Annotated in this window: 19 protein-coding genes; 11 read left to right on the forward strand and 8 right to left on the reverse strand. The window is 62.2% G+C overall.

What is annotated here, in order from left to right:
* Positions 1–25: 25 nt before the first annotated feature.
* The 7 genes from DWQ09_09545 to DWQ09_09575 form a co-directional block, all read right to left on the reverse strand.
* Positions 26–1,276: an acyl-CoA dehydrogenase gene (locus DWQ09_09545; protein ID KAA3628354.1), complete on the reverse strand. Its 1,251-nt coding sequence runs from the start codon at positions 1,274–1,276 to the stop codon at positions 26–28.
* Positions 1,277–1,514: 238 nt separating this feature from the next.
* Positions 1,515–2,546 (reverse strand): phosphotransferase family protein, encoded by a 1,032-nt coding sequence (locus DWQ09_09550; protein KAA3628355.1) that lies wholly within the window; start codon positions 2,544–2,546, stop codon positions 1,515–1,517.
* An 8-nt stretch (positions 2,547–2,554) separates the two neighbouring features.
* Positions 2,555–3,229, reverse strand: a complete 675-nt coding sequence (locus DWQ09_09555) for a histidine phosphatase family protein (protein ID KAA3628356.1) — start codon at positions 3,227–3,229, stop codon at positions 2,555–2,557.
* Between the two features lie 134 nt (positions 3,230–3,363).
* Entirely contained in the window at positions 3,364–4,326 is a 963-nt protein-coding gene (locus DWQ09_09560) for a M23 family peptidase (protein KAA3628357.1), read from the reverse strand.
* Positions 4,323–5,186: a hypothetical protein gene (locus tag DWQ09_09565; protein KAA3628448.1), complete on the reverse strand. Its 864-nt coding sequence runs from the start codon at positions 5,184–5,186 to the stop codon at positions 4,323–4,325. The genes DWQ09_09560 and DWQ09_09565 overlap by 4 nt, the downstream gene beginning before the upstream one ends.
* A 97-nt stretch (positions 5,187–5,283) precedes the next feature.
* Positions 5,284–6,456: a class A beta-lactamase-related serine hydrolase gene (locus DWQ09_09570; protein ID KAA3628449.1), complete on the reverse strand. Its 1,173-nt coding sequence runs from the start codon at positions 6,454–6,456 to the stop codon at positions 5,284–5,286.
* A gap of 41 nt (positions 6,457–6,497) precedes the next feature.
* The gene (locus DWQ09_09575; protein ID KAA3628358.1) at positions 6,498–7,349 is read right to left on the reverse strand and encodes a CPBP family intramembrane metalloprotease; all 852 of its coding nucleotides are present in this window, start codon (positions 7,347–7,349) and stop codon (positions 6,498–6,500) included.
* Between the two features lie 178 nt (positions 7,350–7,527).
* Here DWQ09_09575 and DWQ09_09580 point away from each other — a divergent pair, with 178 nt between their 5' ends.
* From DWQ09_09580 to DWQ09_09600, 5 genes are all read left to right on the forward strand, one after another.
* Positions 7,528–9,159, forward strand: a complete 1,632-nt coding sequence (locus DWQ09_09580) for an acyl-CoA synthetase (protein KAA3628359.1) — start codon at positions 7,528–7,530, stop codon at positions 9,157–9,159.
* A gap of 169 nt (positions 9,160–9,328) precedes the next feature.
* Positions 9,329–9,796, forward strand: a complete 468-nt coding sequence (locus tag DWQ09_09585; GenBank protein KAA3628360.1) for a DUF4863 family protein — start codon at positions 9,329–9,331, stop codon at positions 9,794–9,796.
* A gap of 21 nt (positions 9,797–9,817) precedes the next feature.
* On the forward strand, positions 9,818–10,639 hold the full coding sequence (locus DWQ09_09590; protein ID KAA3628361.1) for an alpha/beta hydrolase: 822 nt from the start codon (positions 9,818–9,820) through the stop codon (positions 10,637–10,639).
* A gap of 142 nt (positions 10,640–10,781) precedes the next feature.
* The gene (locus tag DWQ09_09595; GenBank protein ID KAA3628362.1) at positions 10,782–12,350 is read left to right on the forward strand and encodes a 3,4-dehydroadipyl-CoA semialdehyde dehydrogenase; all 1,569 of its coding nucleotides are present in this window, start codon (positions 10,782–10,784) and stop codon (positions 12,348–12,350) included.
* Between the two features lie 262 nt (positions 12,351–12,612).
* Complete coding sequence (locus DWQ09_09600) at positions 12,613–13,386, forward strand: 2,3-dehydroadipyl-CoA hydratase (protein ID KAA3628363.1); 774 nt, start codon at positions 12,613–12,615, stop codon at positions 13,384–13,386.
* Between the two features lie 221 nt (positions 13,387–13,607).
* Here the strand turns inward: DWQ09_09600 and DWQ09_09605 are convergent, their stop codons facing one another.
* The gene (locus DWQ09_09605) at positions 13,608–14,069 is read right to left on the reverse strand and encodes a transposase (protein KAA3628364.1); all 462 of its coding nucleotides are present in this window, start codon (positions 14,067–14,069) and stop codon (positions 13,608–13,610) included.
* Between the two features lie 475 nt (positions 14,070–14,544).
* Between DWQ09_09605 and boxC the strand changes: the two genes are divergently transcribed.
* The 6 genes from boxC (at position 14,545) to DWQ09_09635 (ending at position 22,888) form a co-directional block, all read left to right on the forward strand.
* Complete coding sequence (gene boxC, locus DWQ09_09610; protein ID KAA3628365.1) at positions 14,545–16,194, forward strand: 2,3-epoxybenzoyl-CoA dihydrolase; 1,650 nt, start codon at positions 14,545–14,547, stop codon at positions 16,192–16,194.
* Positions 16,195–16,199: 5 nt separating this feature from the next.
* A complete protein-coding gene (gene boxB / locus DWQ09_09615; GenBank protein KAA3628366.1) occupies positions 16,200–17,663 on the forward strand; it encodes a benzoyl-CoA 2,3-epoxidase subunit BoxB in 1,464 nt (487 codons plus the stop codon).
* 133 nt (positions 17,664–17,796) lie between these two features.
* Positions 17,797–19,011, forward strand: a complete 1,215-nt coding sequence (boxA, locus tag DWQ09_09620) for a benzoyl-CoA 2,3-epoxidase subunit BoxA (GenBank protein ID KAA3628367.1) — start codon at positions 17,797–17,799, stop codon at positions 19,009–19,011.
* A gap of 318 nt (positions 19,012–19,329) precedes the next feature.
* Positions 19,330–20,229, forward strand: coding sequence for a helix-turn-helix domain-containing protein (locus tag DWQ09_09625; protein KAA3628450.1), 900 nt, complete (start codon positions 19,330–19,332; stop codon positions 20,227–20,229).
* A 70-nt stretch (positions 20,230–20,299) separates the two neighbouring features.
* Positions 20,300–20,743 carry a hypothetical protein gene (locus tag DWQ09_09630; GenBank protein ID KAA3628368.1) on the forward strand — a complete coding sequence of 148 codons (444 nt, stop codon included), beginning with the start codon at positions 20,300–20,302 and terminating at the stop codon, positions 20,741–20,743.
* Positions 20,744–21,361: 618 nt separating this feature from the next.
* Entirely contained in the window at positions 21,362–22,888 is a 1,527-nt protein-coding gene (locus tag DWQ09_09635) for a glutamate synthase (GenBank protein ID KAA3628369.1), read from the forward strand.
* Positions 22,889–23,236 lie beyond the last annotated feature (348 nt).

The raw sequence follows: 23,236 nt of genomic DNA on the forward strand, positions 1-23,236 counted from the left end.
GGCTTTCTCCTCTTCGCATGGGCGTTTATAACTCCTTGGGCGGGGTCAGATAGGCCGCCGCACGGCCCAGTGTCTGCTGCCCGGCCTTGACCTCCATGCGCGCGATGCTGCGCAGATGCACCTCGTCGGGGCCGTCGGCATAGCGCAGCGCGCGTGCCCAGGTCCACAGATCGGCCAGCGGCGTATCGGGGCTGATGCCCATGGCGCCGAAGGCCTGCATAGCGCGGTCGATGACCCGGGCCTGCATCGCCGGTACCAGCGCCTTGATCATGGCCACCTCCTTGCGCGCGGCCTTGGCGCCCTCCCGATCGATCACCCACGCCGTTTTCAGCACCAGCAGGCGCGCCTGTTCGATCTCGACGCGGTTCTGCGCGATCCACTCGGCCACCACACCGTGTTGGTGCAGGTAGCGGCCAAAAGTCTTGCGCTCCTGGACGCGCTCGACCATCAACTCCTGGGCGACTTCCGCCTGACCGATGCAGCGCATGCAGTGGTGGATGCGCCCCGGACCAAGGCGCGCCTGGGCCATCATGAAACCGTCGCCCTCGGTGGCCAGCAGGTTGGCGCGCGGTACGCGCACGTCGCGGAACACGATCTCGCAGTGGCCTTCGGGGGCGACGTGGTTCATGACGCGGATGTTGCGCACCACGGTGACACCGGACGTCTCTATGGGCACCAGGATCATGCTCTGCTGGCGGTAGGGCTCGGCGTCGGGATCGGTCTTGCCCATCACGATCAGCAGCCGGCACTGCGGGTGGGCAGCATTGGTGATGAACCACTTGCGCCCGTCGATCACGTAGTCGTCGCCGTCGCGGCGGATCAGGGTCTGGATGTTGGTGGCATCCGAGGAGGCGACGTCGGGTTCGGTCATGGCGAACGCCGAGCGGATCTCGCCGGCCAGCAACGGGACCAACCACTGCTGGTTCTGATCCGCGGTGGCGAACTGGTGTAGCAGCTCCATGTTGCCGGTATCCGGCGCGTTGCAGTTGAATACCTCCGGCGCCCACATCACCCGGCCCATGATCTCGGCCAGCGGTGCGTATTCGAGATTGGTCAGCCGGGTACCCGGCTCTGCGTCGTGCAGCGCGGGCAGGAAGAGGTTCCACAGCCCCTCCGCTCGGGCCAGCGCCTTGAGATCCTCCATGAAGCTCGGCGGATAGTTGCCCTGGTCAACTTCGCGCTGCCACGCGCCGATGCGCGGGACGATGTGATCGTCCATGAAGTCGCGCACGCGCCGGCGCAGCTCTTCGACCTTGGGGGTATAGGCAAAATCCATGGTTACTCCCGGGGTTGTCGGGGTGATTGACGCCCGTCCGATGACTTTGAGACCTGACCGGACTCAGGATAATCGGCATGCGGTGACGGCGGCAAAACGGAAGCCACCGAAAACACCGAAGACACTGAAAGGATAGATTGGACTAGCGACTTCGTAATGACAGAGTGCCCTTCCACGTGCGGCGGTTCGCCCTCGGCAGTTTTCGGTATCTTCAGTGTCTTCGGTGGTTCCCCAATCTTCAATCATCCTCAATGATCGCCATAGCCATCTCCGCCAGGGGCCGCGCCAGCTTGCCGACCTCCACCGCCCGTGGATTGGAAGCATTGCCGTCCAGCGCGCGCTTGCCCACGCCCTGCACGATCGCCGCAAAGCGGAAGAAGCTGAAGGCGAGATAGAAGGCCCAATGGGGGATCTCGTCGAGGCCCATGCGATCGCAGTAGGTGGCGACATACTCGGCGTCGCTGGGAATGCCCAGCGCGGCGCGATCGATCCCGCCCAGTCCCGGCAGCAGCTCGCCACTGCCGGGCAGGTGCCACTGCATGCACTGGTAGGCGAGATCGGCGAACGGGTGGCCGAGAGTGGAGAGCTCCCAGTCGACCACGGCGATCACGCGCGGTTCGCTGGCGTGGAAGATCAGGTTGTCGAGCCGGTAATCGCCGTGCGCCAGAGCGACGCGGCCGTCGTCCGGCGGCATGTGCGCCGGCAGCCATTCCATCAGCTGGTTCATGGCGGCGATGGTCACGGTCTCGCTGGCGCGGTACTGCTGCGCCCAGCGGCTGAACTGGCGCTCGTAGTAGTTGCCGGGCCGCCCGTAGTCGGTGAGACCCACCGCCGCGATGTCGACGCTGTGCAGTGCCGCCAGCACGCGATTCATGTCGTCGTAGACCGCGCTGCGCGCCGCGCGGTCCAGTTCCGGCAGCGCCGGGTTCCAGAACACCCGTCCCGCTTTGTACTCCATGACGAAGAACATGCTGCCGATGATGCTCGCGTCCTCGCACAGGTGATAGACGGCGGCCACGGGTACCTCGGTGTCGCGCAGCGCCGCCATCACCCGGTACTCGCGATCGACGGCGTGGGCCGATTTCAACAGTTCGCCCGGCGGCTTGCGGCGCAGCACATAGTTGCCGCTGGCGGCATGCAGCAGGTAGGTGGGATTGGACTGGCCGACAGTGAATTTCTCCGCGCGCAAAGGGCCGCGAAAACCGGGTATGGCGCTCTTCAGATAGGCGGCCAGGCGGGGTTCGTCGAGGGCGTGCGGTGATTCACTCATCGGTTGCGTCAGCCGTAGGTGATGGCGTCGAAGCGCCCGGGTGTATCCAGATGCGGCACGGCGTTGAATCCGGCCAGCACCATGCGCCGGTCGTTGAAGTAGAGCCGTGAAAGACTGGTGTTGTAGAGCTGCATATTGAGTTCGATCGCCTGTTCGTCCGCCAACGCCAGCACCGCGCCGAGGATCGCCGCGATCGGCCCGCCCGAGCTGACCACCAGCACCCGCTCGCCTTTGGCGGCCGGGCGCTGGATATCGGCCACCACATCCGCGATGCGCTGTTTGAAATCTTCCCAGCTCTCCGGCAGATGGTCATCGAGCTTGCCCGCCGCCCAGCTCAGCAGTGCGTGTTTGAGGAGACGGTAGAAGGCGGCGTGATCATCCGCCGGCGGCTGCGCCGTATCCGTGGTTTCGCGGTAACTCCGCACCAGGGTGGTGAAATCGTACTCGTTGAGACCGGTGTGTTCCTCTGCCGTCAGCTCCCTGCCCAGACCACTGGCAAGAGCCGTAACCGTAGCGCACTGGCGCTGCAAGGTGCCGACCATCGCGCGATCGAAGGTCAGGGCACGCTCGGCGAAGTATGCGCCCAGCCACCGCGATTGCCGTTCTCCCAGCGGCGACAGGCGATCGTAGTTGCCGGCGCCGAAGGAGGCTTGTCCATGGCGGACCAGGTACAGCTCGGCCATATCGGGTGAATCTCCTCAATTCCAGGGCGCAGCAAACGCAGTGGGTCACAAGTGATACGAAACGCAACGTTAACCGCAACCGGAAGGGTTCAAGTAGCAGCGGATGGCGGTATCCGGTTTTCTCTCCGTCGAACCTACCAGTCCCTGCCGGTAATCCGGTCGTTACGGCGTAGATATCGTCCTTCGACCCTGAGCGCAAGCGGTTCGCCCGCAATGGGTGCAGCCCGCCCGCCCGGTCGCTGTGCGTGCAGGTGTAGATGGGGTTCGGCGGAGTTGCCCGAGTTTCCGACCTCGCCCAGTAAAACGCCCGGCTCCACCCGCTGCCCGAGCTCGACCCTGACGCTGCCTTGCCGCAGATGCGCCAGTAACAACACCGCCTCTTCACAGCGCAACAGCACATGGTTGCCCAGCAGGTTGATGCGGTCCATCTCGGGAACAGGCATATCGCGGCGACTGTTTTCCACCCCGATGACTTCCCCCGCGCAGGGGGCATGCACGCGTTTGCCGAAGATCGCGTAGCGCGCCGGGTCTTCCGGTTGCCAGCCATCGCTGTGCCGGCCGAACCGGTCCACCGCGACCAGATCCAGCGCGTAGGATTGGCCGCGCCAGTTGCGGAAACGCTCGATCGCCGGGTCCAGCGTCATCATGTGGCCGTTGATCAGCAGGTGCGATCCTCCGTGCGCCACGATATAGCGGCCGGGACCCAGCGGAATGGGCATGTCGACGACCTCGAGCGGCGGTAACGCGCCGCCGATCACGGCCAGGCGGCCGTACCAGGAGCTCGTCGCGATGAGCAGCAGCGCAAACACCAGGCCCGTCCAGCCGGAGATTCGGGTCGGCCACATCGGGGCCCTGCCCAGGTTGCGCCGGATGACATGCACCGCGACCGCCAACGCCCAGATCGCGCCGTAGGCCCAGGGCAGCCACCAGGGAAGCACGATCCACATGACGATCCGTGCGTGGGCAAAAAGGAACAGCGCGGTGCCAAGTGCCTGCAGCGTGTATCCGACCCGGCTGGCGGCGGGGAACAGTACCAACCCGGTCAGCAGAATCAGCGGCAGCGCAAGCTGAATCAGCAGAATGGCGGGTGTCGTCACCGGCGCTCCCCACCACCAGGCAGCAGGCGTATCCGTTCGACCTGCGCACGATAGAAGGGGAAGTAGGCGTCAGTGCCGAAAAAGTTACCGCCATCGACCCGGAAGGGCAGACGGTAGCCGTCGACCTCGCGGAAATCGTCCAACGTGCCGCCAAAAGGCTGGATACGGTAGCTCTTGTCGGGGTTCGCATCGCTCCAGCGCGGGATCATCACCCAGATTGGCCGCCCCGCGGCATCGACGTGGATGTCTACGGTCTGGGTCATGCCGCGATGCGTGACGGTGGCCCGCGCGGTGTCGGCGTCCACGCTCTCCCAGGTGACGCCGTTCTGGGGCAGGAGCGCGGCCGGTGCCCAGAAGGCGGCTTCGGCCACCACCCGTCCGAAGGCGGCGCGCAGATGATCCTGGTCGCCCCCGGCGCGCGCCACCGGCAAGACCCCCATCAGCCAGAACCGCACCCAGGACTCCTCGCCCTCCATCCCGTCCGATCCGGTGAAACGCAGCGGCCAGCGTCCCGCCTCGAGGTGCCAGACCAGCCCATGCGGTGGGGAGAGGATCTGGCGTGCGCGCATCGGCTGGTAGCCGGGGTTCTCTTTGGTGCCGAGCGACAACGTTCCCGACATGGTGATCTCGCTGACCGTGCTGAGTTTCGCCGCTGGGGCAATGGAAAAAAGGAAATAGCGCTGCGCGGCTTCAGGCAGATCCTTGACCAGGGCAGTGTCGAAATGTTCGGGCAGGATAGAAGGGGTGTGTTCCAGGCGCTGCCATGCCGCAGCGGTGCTGCGCTGGTCGGATTGACGCCAGAGCTGAAGCGCCCCAATGGTGATGACAAGAAGAGCAATAGCAAAGTAAACGTACTTCATCATCATCGTTGGCCGGCCTTGCAAAGGTTGTTGCGAATCGCTGATGGTCGCGGGGGCGTAACGCGCAGAGCGACCTTAAACCACTGACCATCTCCGCTCAACGTCGAGTATCGAGGTCACGGGTCGCGGACATGACGGTCTTTGCCAGCCCCGCTTCCATCTCGCGCATGAGCGACGTTGTGTCACCGGCGACGTCGATATCGGTGTTGATCTGGAAGGCGATGCAAACACCGTGAGCAGGGTAGTAGCGCAGACTGGAGCTGTATCCCGGAATCCACCCGCCATGACCGTATACCGGACCGAAGGGGCTGGTGCGATAAACACCGACTCCCGCTCCGTATTGAACGTCGGGCGTGTCCGGGCTTATTGGAATCGAATTCAGAAGCTCGTCCAGATAGATGCCCGGCATCGCTCTCCCCCCGAAGAGCGCCGAGCCCCAGCGGGCAAGATCGCGAGAATTGCTCACCAAGCCACCGCCCGTCCATTCGAGACCGGGGTGCCATACCATCGCACCCTCCGCTGTGGTTGTTTTGCCGGGAAGTCCGAAGGCGTTATCCGCCGCTATGTAGCCAGCGGCGAGACCCGGTAGATACCGACGGTCAGCCGGTGTCGTCTGTGTCAGATCGAGCGGTGTCAAAAAGCGCTCCTGGATCTCGGTGTAGTAGCTTCTGCCGGTGACTTTTTCGATGACCAGGCCGATCAGGATGTACCCGGTGTCTGTATACGCCCAGCCCTTACCAGCCTCAAACAGCGGCGGCCGGTCCAGTACGAACTCAATCAAGCGCTCAGGTGGAAAGGGATTTTTCTTTTTGCGCCATTCTTGGGAGAGTGCGGCGGCAAAGCTTTCCAGTCGCACGTGATCAGGCACGCCCGAACGGTGCGTCAGGAGATGGCGTAAAGTGATCGTGGCGTGATTGGGCAGCCGCGCAAACCATGGCCGGTTGCCTAGCCATTGGGAAACCAAACCATCGAGATCCAGGACGCCTTCGCGTGCAAGGGCGACCGCTGTCGCACCGACGAAGGTCTTGCCGATACTCGCCGCCGGCATTCGCGAGCGCGGGGTCATCGCTGTGCCGGCTTCCAGGTCGGCGGCTCCCGTTGCCGCGACTCCGACCGTGCCATCGCTCAGCACGTAGGCGGCCGTTGCACCCGGGAAACCGTAACGGTTCTGAAAGGCGTCGAGAGCGGATTGAAACGCATCTGCGAGCGCAGATGCCGCCGCGCCATTGGCTTGCGAAAATACCAGGCAGGAGAACAGGCAGATCAACATCCGCGGTGGCGCGCGGCGGAAACGGAACGCCACGAAACCTTTCAAGGTGCCCTGACCTCGTGTGCGGGCCCGGCTGTGGGAATGACCTCTGTCACGGCATTGACACCAGTGAGCATCGCTTCTCGGTTGAACCAGACGATCACAACCGCCGCCGCGACGAAGAACAGCGTGTCGTAGGGTTGGGCGTCGGGCCAGATCGGATTGATGAGCTGAAAATGCATCACGGCAGCCAGCAGGATACTACCGCGTGAGGCATTGAACAGCGCGGTCATGATCACGCTCACCGCTATCGTCCCGGCGAAGAACGGAGTGAACGACCACGCACTCTGCTGAGTTCCGCTCAGCAGGAAGGCTGGCAAATGCCAGAAGCCCCAGACGATACCCAGAATCAGCGCGGCCCAGAGGGGCGTGAACCTGCGTTGCAGCAGGGGGAGCGCCAACCCGCGCCAGCCGAATTCCTCGACCGGTCCTTTGATCGCGGCAAGCAACAGCGCGATGAGAAGCGCCTGAAAGGGGGCAAAAGGAATGGGTTCCGCGAAAAGATTGCCCTTCAGCGCAGCGCCACCGTAAAAAAGCAGGGGCACGCCGACAACCAAAAAGACGTACCAGAGCGGCGCGCAGCGCCAGAGAAACAGCCGGGTGAGAAAGCGCCGCAATCCGTTAGCGCCACTGTGGTAGATGACAATGATGAAAGCCGCGATCGCGGGTGCATACACCGCCAGGAAGAAGAGCGGATGCTGGCCGGATATTTCACCGAAGAACGCGGTCATCCGGTCAGGGAAAACGATGAACAGCGCCACGATTCCCCACGCCAGACCGAAAGCAATGAGCAGAAAAGGGATTAGAGCGCTGAAGGGGATTGGGGGTTTGACAGTGTTGGATGAGTCAACCATCGAGAGTGATCCTTGTGACAAGGCAACAACCTTGAACGTGGCAGCCCGGTTGCGAGCGTGAGGTGCAGTGCCAAAGAACCGCAAGCCCGCCGCGCCAGCCCCGGGTGACACAGAATGTACCAATGCCTGGGAGGCATTACACTAGGCGTCGGAGAGCCGCTACCCGGGAGCACGCTGTATGCCGAGCATCTTTGAGCGGGACCTGGACAAGAACGCCGCCAATCACCGACCCATGTCGCCGCTCAGTTTTTTGCGCTGGTCGGCGCGCACCTACGCCGAACGCACTGCGCTGATACACGGTGCGCAGCGCTTCACCTACCGTGAATTCGATGAGCGCTGCCGGCGCCTGGCCGATGCCCTGTCGCGCCGCGGAATCGGCGCGGGTGACGCGGTGGCGATCATGTCGCCCAACACGCCGCCGATGCTGGAGGCGCATTACGGGGTGCCGATGACCGGCGCAGTGCTCAACGCGCTCAACTACAGGCTCGACGCGGGGGCCATTGCCTTCATCCTCGAGCACGGCGAGGCCAGGGCGCTGATCACCGATCGCGAGTTCTCGCCGGTGATCGGCGAAGCGTTGCGCCGCCTGGGGCGCGAGATCCTGGTGATCGATATCGACGACCCGCTCGCCACCGGCGGCGAGCTGCTGGGCGAGATCGACTACGAACAATTTCTTGCGAGCGGCGACCCCGCCAGCGAGTGGGCACTGCCGGAGGACGACTGGCAGGCCATCTCGCTCAACTACACCTCCGGCACCACCGGCAATCCCAAGGGCGTTGTCTACCATCACCGCGGTGCCTATCTCAATGCCCTGGGCAACGCGCTGATGTTCGAGCTCAACAGCGAGTCGGTCTATCTCTGGACCCTGCCGATGTTTCACTGCAACGGCTGGACCTACACCTGGGCCGTGACCGCCGTGGGTGGCATCCATGTGTGCCTGAGGCAGATGGATCCCGCCCGGGTTTTCGAGCTGATCGAGGAGCAAGGGGTAACGCATCTGTGCGGCGCGCCCATCGTGCTCAACATGCTGGTGCACGCCCCGGCCCAGGCGCAGCGCCGCTTCGAGCGCACCATCGAGGTGGCCACCGGCGGCGCGGCACCGCCCAGCCGGGTGATCTCGGCCATGGAGTCGATGGGCTTTCGCGTCACCCATCTCTATGGCCTCACCGAGACCTACGGCCCGGCGACGCTCTGTGCCTGGCAGGGCGAGTGGGGGCGGCTGCGGCCGGAGGAGAAGGCGCTGAAGATGGCCCGCCAGGGGGTGCGCTACCCGACCCTCGATGACTATGCCGTGCTCGACCCCGACACCCTGGCCCCGGTGCCGGCCGACGGCCAGACCCTCGGTGAACTAATGCTCAGCGGCAACACGGTGATGAAGGGCTATCTGAAAAATCCCAGTGCGACCGCGGAGGCATTTCGTGGCGGCTGGTTCCACACCGGCGATCTCGGCGTCATGCACCCCGATGGCTACATCGAGATCAAGGACCGCTCCAAGGACACCATCATCTCCGGCGGTGAGAACATCTCCAGCCTGGAGGTGGAAGAAGTGCTCTATCGTCACCCCCTGGTGATGGAGGCGGCCGTGGTCGCCAAGCCCGACGACCATTGGGGTGAAACCCCCTGCGCATACGTTACCTTGAAGCCCGACGCGGGTGAGGTGGACGCGGCGACGATCATCGACTTCTGCCGTGACAACTTGGCCCACTTCAAGGTACCGAGTAGCGTGGTGTTTGGGCCTCTGCCCAAGACCTCCACCGGCAAGATACAGAAGTATGTGCTGCGCGAACGGGCGCGCGGTGCCGGCGAGTGAGCCGAACCCGGCGGCTCTGGAGGTGTGCCCAGGGGGCAGGGGCACCAAAACCTTCCATCGCGCTCAACAATGCACTATAGTACGTGTCCATTATCGGGCGACGGCATTAAGATGCATGTTAGGTGTCGCCGTGTCGCTACCCTCCATCTCAAACAGGGGATAGATCGTCATGACCCAAGACGAATTCGCAGGCCTGATCGCTGAGGTGACCTCCCGGATCGCCGGGCAGGAGCTGGGACCCGAGCTGGCGAAATTCCTCAATGCCACTTTTCCGCCAGATGGTGCGACTTTCGCAGCCATCGAAAAGGGTTGTCACGCCGCTATCGCCGCCGGCTGGATGTGCAGCCACGAGGCGGGCGGCATCCGTTATGGCCGGGTCATCAAGCCCGGCGATCGGACCCACGGTTTCAGCGTCGATGTGGTCCAGATGAAGGACATCAAGGGACCGCATCATCGTCATCCCACGGGCGAGATCGACATGATCATGCCGCTCACGCCGGGCGCCAAGTTCGATGGCCAGCCCAAGGGCTGGCATGTCTATGTGCCGGAAAGCGCCCACTACCCGACCGTGACCGAGGGCGAGGCGCTGGTCCTCTATCTGCTGCCTGACGGCAGGATCGAGTTCACCAAGCGTTGACAACGGGGTACGGACAGGACGATGAACAAACAATCCGAAACGGGTTTTCTGACCGTCGACGGGGTACGCCTGGAGTATGCACGCTTTGCCGCTGCGCAGGCGGATCTGCCCACGTTGGTGTTTCTTCACGAGGGGCTCGGCTGCGTGGCGCTGTGGAAGGATTTTCCGGAACGTGTGGCGGCGGCCACCGGGTGCGAGGTCTTCGTCTACAGCCGCATCGGTTACGGGAAATCGGACCCGGTCGAGGTGCCGCGCCCGCTGAGTTACATGCATATCGAAGGGTTGGAGGTGGTGTCGAAGGTGCTGGATGCCGCCGGGATCGGAGAGGCGGTACTGGTCGGCCACAGCGACGGCGGCTCCATCGCGCTGGTCAATGCCGGCGCGGTCCACGATCGGCGGGTGACCGGTCTGGTGCTGCTGGCGCCCCACGTCTTCAACGAAGCGGTGTGCGTGGAGAGCATCCGCAAGGTCAAGATCGCCTACGAGACGACGGAACTGCGCGACAAACTGGCGCGGCTGCATGGCGACAACGTCGACTGCGCGTTCTGGGGCTGGAACCACGCCTGGCTCGATCCCGACTTCATGCAATGGAACATCGAAGAGTACCTGCCGGGGGTAAAAGTCCCCATCCTGGCCATTCAGGGCGAAGACGACGAGTACGGCACGCTGGCGCAACTCGACGCCATCGAGCGTCAGGTGAACGGACCGACGGAGCGCCTGGTGTTGCCGGACTGCGGGCACTCGCCGCACCGCGATCAGCCGGAGGCGACGCTGGAAGCGATCACCGGCTTTGTGAATACCCACTACGCGCAAGTCCGGCAAAACCGGATGTCAGTGACCTGAGCCGGTCACCCTGACCTTTCCCGGCGCGGCTGCCAGTAGGAGCGGCGGCAGCCGCGAAAGGCTTATCCCGGCGTCGAGCCAGAATCGCGGCTACCGCCGCTCCCACATCCTGTAATCAGACATCAATCCCGAGGAGTATCGAATGCAGCTCAAGAATTATCTGGAAGGCCGTTGGATAGCCGGCAACGGAGCGGGCGTGCCGCTGATCGACCCGGTCACCGGCGAGGAACTGGCGCGTGCCGGCAGCGCAGGCCTGGATCTCGCCGCCGCCCTCGCCTACGCCCGCGAGACGGGCGGGCCTGCGCTGCGCGCCATGAGCTACGCCGAACGCGCCGCCCTGCTGCGCGCCGTGGCCGACGTACTGACCGCGCAGCGCGACAAGTACTACCGGATCGCGCTGGAGAACTCCGGCAATACCAAAGGCGACGGCGGACTGGATATCGACGGGGGTATCGGTACGCTCAAATATTACGCCGCCATCGGCAAGGCGCTGGGCGATCACCGTTTTTTGATGGAACCGACGCTGGAGCGGCTGGGGCGCGACGAGGCGTTCCAGGCCGGGCATATCTGGACGCCGATCAGTGGCGTCGCCATTCACATCAATGCCTTCAATTTTCCTTCGTGGGGCATGTGGGAGAAGGCGGCAGTGGCGCTGCTCGCCGGCGTGCCGGTGTTCGAGAAACCGGCGACCGCGACCGCGCTGCTGAGCCACGCCATGGTCCGGGACGTGATCGACGCGGAGGTGCTGCCCCCCGGGGCGCTGTCGCTGCTCTGCGGCGGCGGTCACGATCTGCTGGATCATGTGCAGAGTAATGATGCGGTGGCCTTCACCGGGTCGGCCGCCACGGCCGCCAAACTGCGTTCCAATCCCAGGGTGATTGCCAGCAACGTGCGCTTCACGGTCGAAGCCGACAGCCTCAATCTGGCGCTGCTGGGTCCGGATGTCCAGCCCGGTAGCGACGAGTTCAAGCTTTTTGTGAAAGAGGTGGTGCGCGAGATGACCACCAAGGCGGGGCAGAAGTGCACCGCCATCCGCCGCGTTCTGGCGCCGGCCGACCGCATCGATGCCCTCGCGGAAGCGCTCAGCGCGCGCCTGGCGGGTACGACCGTCGGTGATCCGCGCAACGAGACCGTGCGCATGGGTCCGCTGGTCAATCGCAGCCAGCAACAGGCCGCCTGGGAGGGGATCGAGCAACTCAAGCAGGAGGCCAGCGTGATCTTCGGTGGCGAGCGCGACTGTGCCCTGGTGGATGCCGACCACGCGACCGGCTGCTTCGTCCCACCGACGCTGTTGCGCTGCGATTCGCCCGCCACCAGTCGCCTGGTGCACGAGGTGGAGGTGTTCGGTCCGGTGGCCACGCTGATGCCGTATGTGAGCACCGAGCAAGCCTTTGAGCTGGCCGCGCGCGGCGGTGGATCGCTGGTGGCGTCGGTGTTCACCGGTGACGATGCCTTCGCCGCGCAGGCGGCGGTCGCGCTCGGGCCGACCCACGGGCGGGTGTTCATCATCGATGCCTCCGTCGGCGAGAGCCACACCGGGCATGGCGTGGTGATGCCGCAGTGCGTGCACGGTGGACCCGGGCGCGCCGGTGGCGGTGAAGAGCTGGGCGGGCTGCGTGGTCTGCGGTTCTACCACCAGCGCAGCGCAGTGCAGGCCAATGCGAATCGGCTCGAGGCGATGCAAGGGCAAGCGGCGGTGGTATCGTTGTGATTGCAGCTGTCGCCGCCACGGCCCTCCGCGCCGGGCGCGTAGGTGTCAATGTAGGTCGGGCTTCGCGTCCATTGCCTCCCCCCGCATTGGGGATGCAGGAGCGGCGGCAGCCGCGAAAGGATTGAGTTGTGTCTCTCGCAAAGACGCGAAGTTCGCCAAGATAAGAATCCCCTTTGCGTTCGCTGCGTCTTGGCGTCTTAGCGCGAAATCTGGCTCGATAAGAACTCGCGGCTTCCGCCGCTCCTACACGGGATCTGAAACCATGTCTTACGACAATCTTGTTTATACGGCGCAAGACGGCGTTGCGACCCTCACCCTCAACCGCCCCGAGGCGCGCAATGCGCTGAACAATGCGCTGCTCTCCGAGGTGGCGGACGCGCTGGAGGCGGCTGCCGCCGACGATGCGGTGCGGGTAGCGATCATCACCGGCGGGCCCAAGGTCTTCGCAGCGGGAGCGGACATCAAGGAGATGGCAGCGCTCGATATGGTCGGGGTGATGAACGATCCGCGTCCCGGCTACTGGCGGTGCATCGCGGCCTTTCCCAAACCGCTCATCGCCGCCGTGAATGGTTACGCCCTGGGCGGTGGCTGCGAGCTGATGATGCACGTCGATATCGTCGTCGCCGGCGAGGATGCGCTGTTCGGACAGCCCGAGATCAATCTCGGCATCATCCCCGGCGCGGGCGGTACGCAGCGCCTGATGCGCACCGTTGGCAAAGCGCTGGCGATGAAAATGGTGCTTGCGGGAGAGTTCATCGATACCCCCACCGCACTGCGCGCCGGGCTGGTCGCCGAAGTCGTTCCACCCGATCAGGCACTGGCGCGGGCGAACGAACTGGCGGTCAAGATCGCGGCCAAGGGGCCGATCGCGGTGCGTTTGGCCAAGGAGGCGCTGCTGAAGGCCTATGAAACCACGCTGGAGTCGGGCCTGGCCTTCGAGCGCAAGGCGTTCACGCTGCTCGCGGGCACCGAGGATCGCAGGGAGGGTATCGCTGCCTTCATGGAGAAGCGCACCCCCGAATTCAAAGGGAGGTGAGCCGTACCGCGCCCCGTGCAGGAGCGGCGGAAGCCGCGAAAAACCCGTACATCACGCCTTGCGGCGCCCGCTCACCGTAGAGGTCAAGGCCGTAGGAGCGGCGGCAGCCGCGAAAAAACCGTACATCACGCCTCGCGACGCTCGCCCACCGTAGAGGTCAAGGCCGTAGGAGCGGCGGCAGCCGCGAAGGGAATTGGCGAGACGAACCGCGTTCCACTGGCCTATAACCAAATGGCGTCCCAATGCGGGTAGTCACCGATGCGCCTTACCAAACCGGCACGAAGGGGGTTGGCAATGATGTAACGGGCGGTGGCGGCCAGATCTTCCTCCATACGCAGCGAGTGATCGTGAAACCCTGGTTGCCAGACATGTTCACGCTGAGTGCCGCGCTGCCGGTCGATCGCCTTGGCCGAGTTGGCCTTGAACAGGCCGACCACCCGCGGAAGATCATCACCGGCCAGTTGTAGCAGCCAGTGCAGATGGTCGGGCATGAGCATGAAAGCGAGCGTCGCGCAGCGGCCGAGGTGATCGCAGCGGCGCAGTTCCCCGATAGCCGCGCGCGACAGGGCAAAGTCGGCGAAGAGGGGGATTCGCCCCCTGGTGACCGTGGTCACCAGATAGATGCGGCCCGCCTCGGAGACGCGGCCGCGGCGCAGGGCGCAGCCGTGGGGCGTTTGGTGCATATGGTGTCGTCCTGACATGGGTTGAAGGAATTCCGTTGTCCTCTGACCGCCATTGTAGGTGTTGGGGCCATAGCGGTGAAATCCAGATCGCGGCTGCCGCTGCTTCTGCCTTTTCCATAGGAGCGCCGGAAGGTGCGATTGGGAGATATGAATCGCGCCTTCCGGCGCTCCTACAGGAGGCGTTGGTGGGGTAGCGCGCCGTGCGGCTTTGCCCTTTATCCATCGGGGGTACCCTCCCTGGCATTATCACCGTCCCTTTGGCGCACTATAGTGCTTCTTTCCTGGTCAGACATGGTTTCTGATTACACCGGTTATTTGTGAAATCACAATGACTTAACAGATATTGCCGGAATTATTCGCGACCCAACGCACTTATAGTGCATTTTTGGGTTGCAAGCCTGTGTATGCTGCACTATATTACCTACCACGGCACGGCACACGTGCGACCTCACTACCAATCAGAGGAATCAAGCGGATGATCGATTTTCAAACCCACCCGGATCGCTACCGGCACTGGAAACTCTCTGTCGACGGCCCGGTTGCGCACCTGACCATGGACGTGGACGAGACCCAGGGCCTGTTTCCCGGCTACGAGCTGAAGATGAACTCCTACGATCTCGGCGTCGACATCGAGCTCTACGATGCCGTACAGCGGCTGCGCTTCGAGCATCCCGAAGTTCGCACCGTGGTGGTCAACTCCGAGAAGGCGCGCATCTTCTGCGCCGGCGCCAACATCCGCATGCTCGGCGGCTCCACCCACGGCCACAAAGTGAACTTCTGCAAATTCACCAACGAGACCCGCAACTCCATCGAGGACGCCAGCGTGTTTTCCGGCCAACGCTACCTTTGCGCCATCAACGGCACGGCGGCGGGCGGTGGCTACGAGCTGGCTCTCGCCACCGACTACATCATGCTGGTCGACGACGGCAACGCGGCGGTCTCGCTGCCCGAGGTGCCGCTGCTGGCCGTACTGCCCGGTACCGGCGGACTCACCCGGCTGGTCGACAAGCGCAAGGTGCGCCGCGATCTGGCCGATATCTTCTGCACCACCGAAGAGGGCGTGAAGGGGCAGCGCGCTGTCGACTGGCGCCTGGTGGACGAGATCGCGCCGACCTCCAAGTTCGCCGAACGCGTCCAGGCACGGGCCCTGGCAATGGCGTCCACTTCCGATCGTCCCGAAGGCGCCAAAGGCGTCACGCTCTCGCCGTTGCAGCGAGAGATCGGCGAGAACACCGTCACCTATCCCCATCTGTCGGCCGTCGTGGAACGCGACAAGCGCCTGGTGACCATCACGCTGAAAGGTCCCGGCAGCGCGGCCCCGGCCGATGTGGTGGGTATCGAAGCGCAGGGTGCTGATTTCTGGCCGCTGGCGCTGGTGCGCGAGCTGGACGATCTGCTGCTGCATCTGCGCACCAACGAAACCGAGATGGGTACCCTGATCCTCAAGACCGAGGGTGATCATGACCTGGTCGCCGGCTATGACGCACTGCTGGCCGCCCATCAGGACAACTGGCTGGTGCGCGAGATCACGCTCTACTGGAAGCGCACCCTGAAGCGCATCGATGTCACCTCCCGCACCAGCTTTGCGCTGATCGAGCCGGGCAGCTGCTTTGGTGGGATTCTGGCCGAGCTGGTCTTCGCGGTGGATCGCAGTTACATGCTGGACGGGCAGTTCGAGGATGACGACCGTCCGGCGGCGGTGCTGCGTCTCAATGGGTTCAATTTCGGTCCACTGCCCATGCCCAACGATCTCACGCGGTTGCAAACCCGCTTCCTGGGTGAACCGGAAAGTGTCGACGCCGCCCAGGCGATGATCGGCAAAGATATCGATGCGGCGGCCGCGCTGAAGGCCGGGCTGATCACCTACGCACCGGACGACATCGACTGGGAGGATGAGATCCGCCTGGTGCTGGAAGAGCGCGCCAGCTTCTCCCCCGACGCGTTGACCGGCCTCGAAGCCAATCTGCGCTTTGCCGGACAGGAAACCGCCGAGACCAAGATCTTCGGCCGTTTGAGTGCCTGGCAGAACTGGATCTTCCAACGTCCCAACGCGGTGGGCGAACACGGTGCGCTAAAACTTTACGGAACCGGTACGCGTCCTGAATACAATCACGAGAGGGTGTAAGGAAAATGAGCGAAGCAAGCGTTGAAGCAACCGTCGAAGTCAACTACGACGATCTGATTCCCAACAATGTCGATCTGTCGCAGGACCGCAGCCTGAAAAAGGCGCTCGAAGCATGGCACCCGGGTTACATCGACTGGTGGAAAGAGATGGGCCCGGAAGGCTTTCAGGATGCACAGGTCTACCTGCGTACCGCCGTCGGCGTCGATCCCAAGGGCTGGGCCAAGTTCGATTACGTGAAGATGCCCGAGTACCGCTGGGGCATCCTGCTGGCGGCAAAGGAAGAGGGCCGCACCATCCCCTTCGGTAAGCACAAGGGCGAACCGGCGTGGCAGGAAGTGCCGGGCGAGTACCGTGCGCAGTTGCGCCGTCTGCTGGTGATCCAGGGCGACACCGAGCCGGCGTCGGTGGAGCAGCAGCGGTACCTCGGCAAGACCTGCCCGTCGCTCTACGATCTGCGCAACCTGTTTCAGGTCAACGTCGAAGAGGGCCGCCACTTGTGGGCGATCGTCTATCTGCTGGTGAAGTACTTCGGCCGTGACGGTCGCGAGGAGGCGGAAGGCCTGCTGCAGCGTCGCTCCGGTAACGAGGACCGGCCGCGCATGCTGGGCGCCTTCAATGAAGCGACGCCCGACTGGTTGTCGTTCTTCATGTTCACCTACTTCACCGACCGTGACGGCAAGATGCAGCTCGAGGCGCTGGCGCAGTCAGGCTTCGATCCATTGTCGCGCACCACGCGCTTCATGCTCACCGAAGAGGCGCATCACATGTTCGTCGGTGAGTCCGGTGTCGGCCGTACCATCCAGCGTACCTGCGAGGCGATGAAAGAGGCAGGCATCACCGATCCCAACGATGTCGCGGCGGCGCGCAAGCTCGGCGTCATCGATCTGCCGTTGATTCAGCGCAAGGTGAATTTCCACTACGCCGTGACTAAGGATCTGTTCGGCGCCGAGGTCTCCACCAACGCCGCCAACGCCTTCAACGCCGGTCTCAAGGGTCGTTATCAGGAGACCAAGATCGACGACGATCATCAGCTGGAGAACGACACCTATCCGGTGACCAAGGTGATCGACGGCGAGCTGAAGGTTGTCGAGGAGCCGGCGCTCAACGCCATCAACGCGCGCCTGAACGACGACTACACCAAGGATGCGCAGGGTGGTGTCAATCGCTGGAACAAGATCATCAGCAAGATCGGCATCGATTTTGAAATCGTCCTGCCCAATGCCGGATTCAACCGCCGCGTCGGCGAGTTCGCCGATCACTTCATCAGCCCGGATGGCAAGGTGATGAGCGAGGCGGACTGGAATGCCAAACGTGACGAGTGGCTGCCCACCCAGGAAGATCTCAAGTTCCTGGCTGATCTGATGAAGCCGGTCACCGAGCCCGGCAAGTACGCCGGGTGGATTGCCGAACCCAAGGTCGGCATCGATAACAAGCCGGGTGATTTCGAGTACGTGCAGGTAGCTTCCTGATCGCTGCGGGGGATAGGCGGGGGCGGATCGGCTGCGGTCCGCCCTTCGTCCACTACACCGCAACCGCGCGTGACTGCGCCGACATAAACCCGCTATCTTCTCATTCGCTGAATTGATGCTATCAGGAGAAGCCATGCAGCCCACCCGCCAGCACCTCATCGATCCCGAGATCTGCATTCGCTGCAACACCTGCGAAGAGACCTGCCCGATCGATGCGATCACCCACAACGAGGACAACTACGTCGTCGATGCGGCCAAGTGCAAGTTCTGTCTGGACTGCATCGGTCCCTGCCCCACGGGTGCGATCGACAATTGGCGCATGGTGACTCAGTTCCACTCGCTTGAAGATCAGTTTTCGTGGGACGAACTGCCCGAACAGCAGGAACTGGAGGAGGCTGCCGAAGAAACCGGCGATTCCGAGGCCGTCGAGAAAGAGGCGACCGAGCTGCTCCAGGTGGCCCATGCGTCCGAAGGCGGCAAAGTACCGCCGCCGTGGTCTGCCGCGCATCCCTACATCAATCTCTACAGCCGTGATGCGCCGATCAAGGCACGCGTCGCAGGCAACTATCGGATCACCGATGATGCCGCCGAATCGGATATTCACCACATCGTGCTGGATTTTGGCTCCACCGCGTTCCCGGTCCTGGAGGGTCAGAGCATCGGCGTCATCCCGCCGGGCAAGGATGCCAAGGGCCAGCCCCACATGATGCGCCTCTACTCCGTAGCCAGTCCGCGCGACGGCGAGCGGCCCAACCACAACAACCTGGCGCTGACCATCAAACGGGTTCGCACGGAAAAGGATGGCAAGCCGGTTGACGGTGTCGGCTCGAATTTCATGTGCGATGTGAAAAAGGGCGACGAGGTGCAGGTGACCGGCCCGTTCGGCAGCAGCTTTCTCATGCCCAACCACCCGACCGCCAACATCATCATGATCTGCACCGGTACCGGCTCGGCGCCGTTCCGCGCCATGACCGAACGACGCCGCCGCCATATGCCCGATGCGCCCGGTAAATGGCTGCTGTTTTTTGGCGCGCGCACGCCCGACGAACTGCCTTACTTCGGTCCGCTGAAGAAACTGCCCGATAGCCTGCTCGATAAGGAGCTGGTCTTTTCCCGCATGCCTGATGGGCCCAAGGAGTACGTCCAGGACCGGATGCTGAAACGTGGCATCGATATCGGCGAGTTGCTGAAGAGCGAGGATACCTACGTTTTCATTTGCGGCCTCAAGGGTATGGAGACCGGCGTTGAGGGCGCATTCGCCGAGATCTGCGGGAAGCATGGATTGGACTGGGAGATCCTGCGTGCACAGATGCGTAAAGGGGGCCGCTATCACGTGGAGACCTATTGATCGTTGTCCGCCGCTTGCGATATCGCTGAGAAATGAAAACCCTGTGCATCTTTCGCAGAGGCGCCAGGAACGCGAAGAGAAGCGCAAGACGAGTGTTGTGAAACGGCCGGGCCGCCGCGGTAGTGGGTGTTGCAGTCGGGTCTTTAACGAAAGAGTTTTTATTCTGCCTGGCGTTCCTCGCGTCTTTGCGAGAGTCAATTGCTTCAAAAGGAATCGCTCCGAGCGGTTGTACAAACGGGCATACGGAACAAAACTGTGTACCATGAGCTGCATTGATCAGGCGGATTAGCGATGGCCCGGGAAAAGCACGAAGCCGAGATGTTGCTCGACGACGATTCCGAGGCGCTGGAGTCGGTCACCGAGTACATCAACCTCATCGGTCAGCGGGTGCGCGGTGTGCGCGCCCAGCGCGGCATTACGCGCAAGGATCTTGCCAAACACTCCGGTGTCTCCGAGCGCTACCTGGCCCAGGTCGAGACCGGGCAGGCCAATATGTCGATCTCAATGCTGTGGCGCATCGCCGAGGCGATGGACGTCGGGATGGGCGACCTGCTGCCCAACAATAATGGCGCTGAGATCGAACTCGCGCCGCTGCGTGATTTTGTCGGGCGCCTGTCGCGCGAGGAACAGAAAGAGGCCTACAAACTCCTGCTCAAGCACCACGCCGGCCCTAGAGGCCCCGTGGGTGGAGTGGCGCTGCTTGGACTGCGCGGTGCCGGCAAGACCACCATCGGCAGCCGCCTTGCGGCCGACTTCGAGATCCCCTTCATCAAGCTCAGCGACGTGATCGAACGCAACGCCGGTATGGAGATCAGCGAGATATTCTCGCTGCGCGGTCAGCGCACCTACCGCCGTCTGGAGCGCCAGGCGCTGCAGGAGGTGTTGGACAATCACGACAAGGTGGTGCTGGAGGTGGGCGGCAGCCTGGTCTCGGAAAAACAGACCTTCGACATGCTGTTGAGCAGCTTCTTCACCGTCTGGCTGCGCGCCACGCCGGGTGAGCACATGAGTCGTGTCGCCGGGCAGGGCGACTTCCGCCCCATGGAGGGCAAGATGGACGAGGCGATGGACGACCTCAAGCACATCCTCGCCGAACGCGAACCCTACTATCAGGCCGCCAACCACATCCTCGATACTTCCGGGCGCAGCGTCGAAGATTGCCTGCAGGAGTTGAAGGGCAAGTCCAAGTGCTACACTTGTGAGTGGCAGTGGAGCTGATTGCTTTTCGTTCTGTTCGCCCATCGTTCTGCGGGGGTGAGAGACTCGCACCTGATGTAGCCGATGTGCGATGAACATTCACGCCAGCTATTTTGCACTCAGTCCCGCCTTCAATCCGTTCTACTTGCTTGACAAGTGGCGCAATCCCTATCGCTATCAGCACACCATCAATCTGCGTGGGCATGCGCTGGCCATCAGTTGGACTCAGCGTGCCCAGCGTGCCATGCAAGAGCGGTCCTTACCGTTGATCGTCGAGATGCAACTCTACTTTTCCTGCGTGGTCAAAAAGCGCGTGATCTTTCACGATCATGTGGAGTTTGATTTGGTCGACGTCTCCGAATGGCTCCGGGTCGGCTTTCGTCCGGTGCAGTCCGCCTCGTGCGATCCGGATGAGTTTGCGCGCAACTATCCGGTGCAGCGCCCGTTCGATTCTTACGCCGCCGCCAAGATGAATCCCCGGTGGTTGTTGATCGACTATAAGAACGACAGCTTTGTTGGTGAATTTGGATTGTAAAAGACTCTGGCAAGGTTTGTTGTCGAAGCAAGAACCGATGCAACACTGCAAGACCAGGCACTGTCGAATCTGGTTCTGTCCGCGCATGTGGAGGACTGGCAATGCGCCGACGCGGATAAAGGGCCTTGACCATTCTTGCATTGGTAGGTCGGGTTAGCGCAGGGTAACCCGACATCCTGTCTATAGGTGCAAAGCTTTTGACGAAATCCATTGTCGGGTTACGCTGCGCTAACCCGACCTACGCCTTGAAATGAAATCTATTCTCTTTCCCCTGCGGTAACTCATACATAGGGTAATAAAGGGTGCCTCAGACCCCATTGTCTCCACAATGAATAAGTCAGGGTATACCTCGCTCCGTACGCAAGTCAGCGACGGCTATGCTGGCTTTTTGACGTTTACTGGTAAAGAATCGAATTAGGGAACCTCTGATCAAGCCGTGTTCAGTGATTCTGCTGCCCGGAAGCGACGATTTCGGTGTTGGAAAGCTTGGCAATAGCGGGCTATTAACCGCACTTTCCGCCTTGAATCCGCCACTGCTGAACAACACTCGCATCTGAACAGACATAATCAAAGGTTCCTTAGCTCGAAATTCACTCTAATCCAAGCAAGAGTATCACTATGAGTAACTCGCCCATCATCGCCGCAAAATCGCCTGTCACCATCAATCTCGAGAAAGGAGAGACCTATTATTGGTGTCGTTGTGGACGCTCGGCCAGTCAACCGTTTTGCGATGGCTCTCACGCTGGCACGGACATCACGCCATTGGCATTTACCGCTGAGACCAGCGGCCCTGCGAATCTGTGCCGCTGCAAAGGCAGCGGCAATCAGCCGTATTGCGATGGCACTCATGTCAATTTCGCGGCTCTCAATCCTGGGGATCCGGTGCCGGTCTTGAACCGCGATGCCGCGCCCGCAGCCAAGCCCACACCGGAAGAACCGACGGTGGCCCGGATCCATGCGCTCGCACGAGACGGCCTTGCCGGATTTGGACACCACGGTGAGATAGGTGCCATGGGTGTGCCACGAAAAGATCTCCCGCACTGGGACGATATTCAGATTCTCACTGCGCAATTCGCGACCAAGCCGCTGATGGACAACGACCCGGTCGGCACGGAACTTGTAATTGGACCGCGGGCCGCCAAACCACTCACGCTGAAGATTCCCCTGTTCGTATCGGACATGAGTTTCGGTTCATTATCGGAGGAGGCAAAGATCGCGCTGGCCCGTGGCGCGGAAATGGCAGGTACCGGAATATGTTCCGGTGAAGGCGGCTCGCTCCGTGAGGAACGTGAGGCGAACAGTCGGTATTTTTATGAGCTCGCTTCCGCAAAATTCGGTTGGTCCTGGGATCTGCTCGATGAGGTTCAGGCCTTTCATTTCAAAGGTGGCCAAGGCGCAAAAACCGGCACTGGTGGGCACCTGCCGGCCGCGAAGGTCACCGAGAAAATCGCGGAAACTCGCGGGATTGAGCCAGGCAAGGACGCGATTTCGCCATCAACCTTTGACACGCCGCGAACCACAAAGGAGTTTCGCCGTTTTGGCGATGAGGTTCGCGAACGAACCGGCGGAATCCCGATCGGGTTCAAGCTGTCAGCGAATCACATCGAGGCTGATATCGATTTTGCGCTGGAGGCCGGCGCAGATTACATCATTCTTGACGGCCGCGGTGGTGGTACGGGTGCGGCTCCACTCCTGTTTCGTGATCACATCAGTGTGCCGACCATCCCAGCACTCGCTCGTGCCAGAGCGCATTTGGACCGCAAGGCCGGCCGGGAAGTCACCTTGATCATCACCGGCGGTTTGCGGATGCCGGAGGATTTCATCAAAGCGATGGCTTTAGGCGCTGACGGGATTGCGCTGGCAAACTCTGCTATCCAGGCTGTTGGTTGTGTTGCGGCGCGTATTTGCCATACCAACAACTGTCCAACCGGAATTGCAACGCAAAAGCCGGAGTTGCGACGCCGGCTCGATGTTGCGGTTGGTGCGAAACAGTTGGCCAGTTTTTTTGACGCCTCGACCCGTCTCATGCAGGTAATGGCTCGGGCCTGCGGACACACTCATCTGTCAGATTTTTGCAAGACGGATTTGACGACCTGGAAACTCGAGATGGCAGCGCTGTCCGGCATCGCGTTCGGTGGCTTATGAGTCTGTATTCGTCGTGATAAGGGGACCGGCCCCCTTTAATGGACCTTGAAAGTAAATCCGCCCCGTTTTCCCCATCCCCTTTTTCCCCAGTCCTCATCGGATCCAATCACAACAGAAGATAAACCTGTAACCTTTCTATGCACAGCAGGTAGGTTGGGTTAGCGCAGCGTAACCCAACGTCCTTCTTCTTGCTCTCGGAAAATCTGCGTCAGAGAGGAATTGTTTCTGATATTAGACTTTATTGCTCTCTGAGCCGGGTTTTCGCTCATTTGTACGGTTGATTTCTTCGAACACCGAGCTCTCGCGCGATCTCGCTGGATGTCTTGTGTTTAGCTCTTGCACGGCTTT

Source organism: Pseudomonadota bacterium, assembly GCA_008501635.1.
Lineage (GTDB): Bacteria > Pseudomonadota > Gammaproteobacteria > QQUJ01 > QQUJ01 > QQUJ01.

What these genes read in the sequence shown, in the direction of transcription:
- DWQ09_09585 (KAA3628360.1), top strand. Translation starts at nt 9,329, where the DNA reads ATGACCCAAGACGAATTCGCAGGCCTGATCGCTGAGGTGACCTCCCGG.
- DWQ09_09635 (KAA3628369.1), top strand. Translation starts at nt 21,362, where the DNA reads ATGAGTAACTCGCCCATCATCGCCGCAAAATCGCCTGTCACCATCAAT.
- DWQ09_09590 (KAA3628361.1), top strand. Translation starts at nt 9,818, where the DNA reads ATGAACAAACAATCCGAAACGGGTTTTCTGACCGTCGACGGGGTACGC.
- DWQ09_09605 (KAA3628364.1), bottom strand. Translation starts at nt 14,069, where the DNA reads ATGCACCAAACGCCCCACGGCTGCGCCCTGCGCCGCGGCCGCGTCTCC.
- DWQ09_09550 (KAA3628355.1), bottom strand. Translation starts at nt 2,546, where the DNA reads ATGAGTGAATCACCGCACGCCCTCGACGAACCCCGCCTGGCCGCCTAT.
- DWQ09_09575 (KAA3628358.1), bottom strand. Translation starts at nt 7,349, where the DNA reads ATGGTTGACTCATCCAACACTGTCAAACCCCCAATCCCCTTCAGCGCT.
- DWQ09_09570 (KAA3628449.1), bottom strand. Translation starts at nt 6,456, where the DNA reads ATGTTGATCTGCCTGTTCTCCTGCCTGGTATTTTCGCAAGCCAATGGC.
- boxA (KAA3628367.1), top strand. Translation starts at nt 17,797, where the DNA reads ATGCAGCCCACCCGCCAGCACCTCATCGATCCCGAGATCTGCATTCGC.
- DWQ09_09630 (KAA3628368.1), top strand. Translation starts at nt 20,300, where the DNA reads ATGAACATTCACGCCAGCTATTTTGCACTCAGTCCCGCCTTCAATCCG.
- boxB (KAA3628366.1), top strand. Translation starts at nt 16,200, where the DNA reads ATGAGCGAAGCAAGCGTTGAAGCAACCGTCGAAGTCAACTACGACGAT.
- DWQ09_09545 (KAA3628354.1), bottom strand. Translation starts at nt 1,276, where the DNA reads ATGGATTTTGCCTATACCCCCAAGGTCGAAGAGCTGCGCCGGCGCGTG.
- DWQ09_09580 (KAA3628359.1), top strand. Translation starts at nt 7,528, where the DNA reads ATGCCGAGCATCTTTGAGCGGGACCTGGACAAGAACGCCGCCAATCAC.
- DWQ09_09625 (KAA3628450.1), top strand. Translation starts at nt 19,330, where the DNA reads ATGTTGCTCGACGACGATTCCGAGGCGCTGGAGTCGGTCACCGAGTAC.
- DWQ09_09555 (KAA3628356.1), bottom strand. Translation starts at nt 3,229, where the DNA reads ATGGCCGAGCTGTACCTGGTCCGCCATGGACAAGCCTCCTTCGGCGCC.
- DWQ09_09600 (KAA3628363.1), top strand. Translation starts at nt 12,613, where the DNA reads ATGTCTTACGACAATCTTGTTTATACGGCGCAAGACGGCGTTGCGACC.
- DWQ09_09595 (KAA3628362.1), top strand. Translation starts at nt 10,782, where the DNA reads ATGCAGCTCAAGAATTATCTGGAAGGCCGTTGGATAGCCGGCAACGGA.
- DWQ09_09565 (KAA3628448.1), bottom strand. Translation starts at nt 5,186, where the DNA reads ATGAAGTACGTTTACTTTGCTATTGCTCTTCTTGTCATCACCATTGGG.
- boxC (KAA3628365.1), top strand. Translation starts at nt 14,545, where the DNA reads ATGATCGATTTTCAAACCCACCCGGATCGCTACCGGCACTGGAAACTC.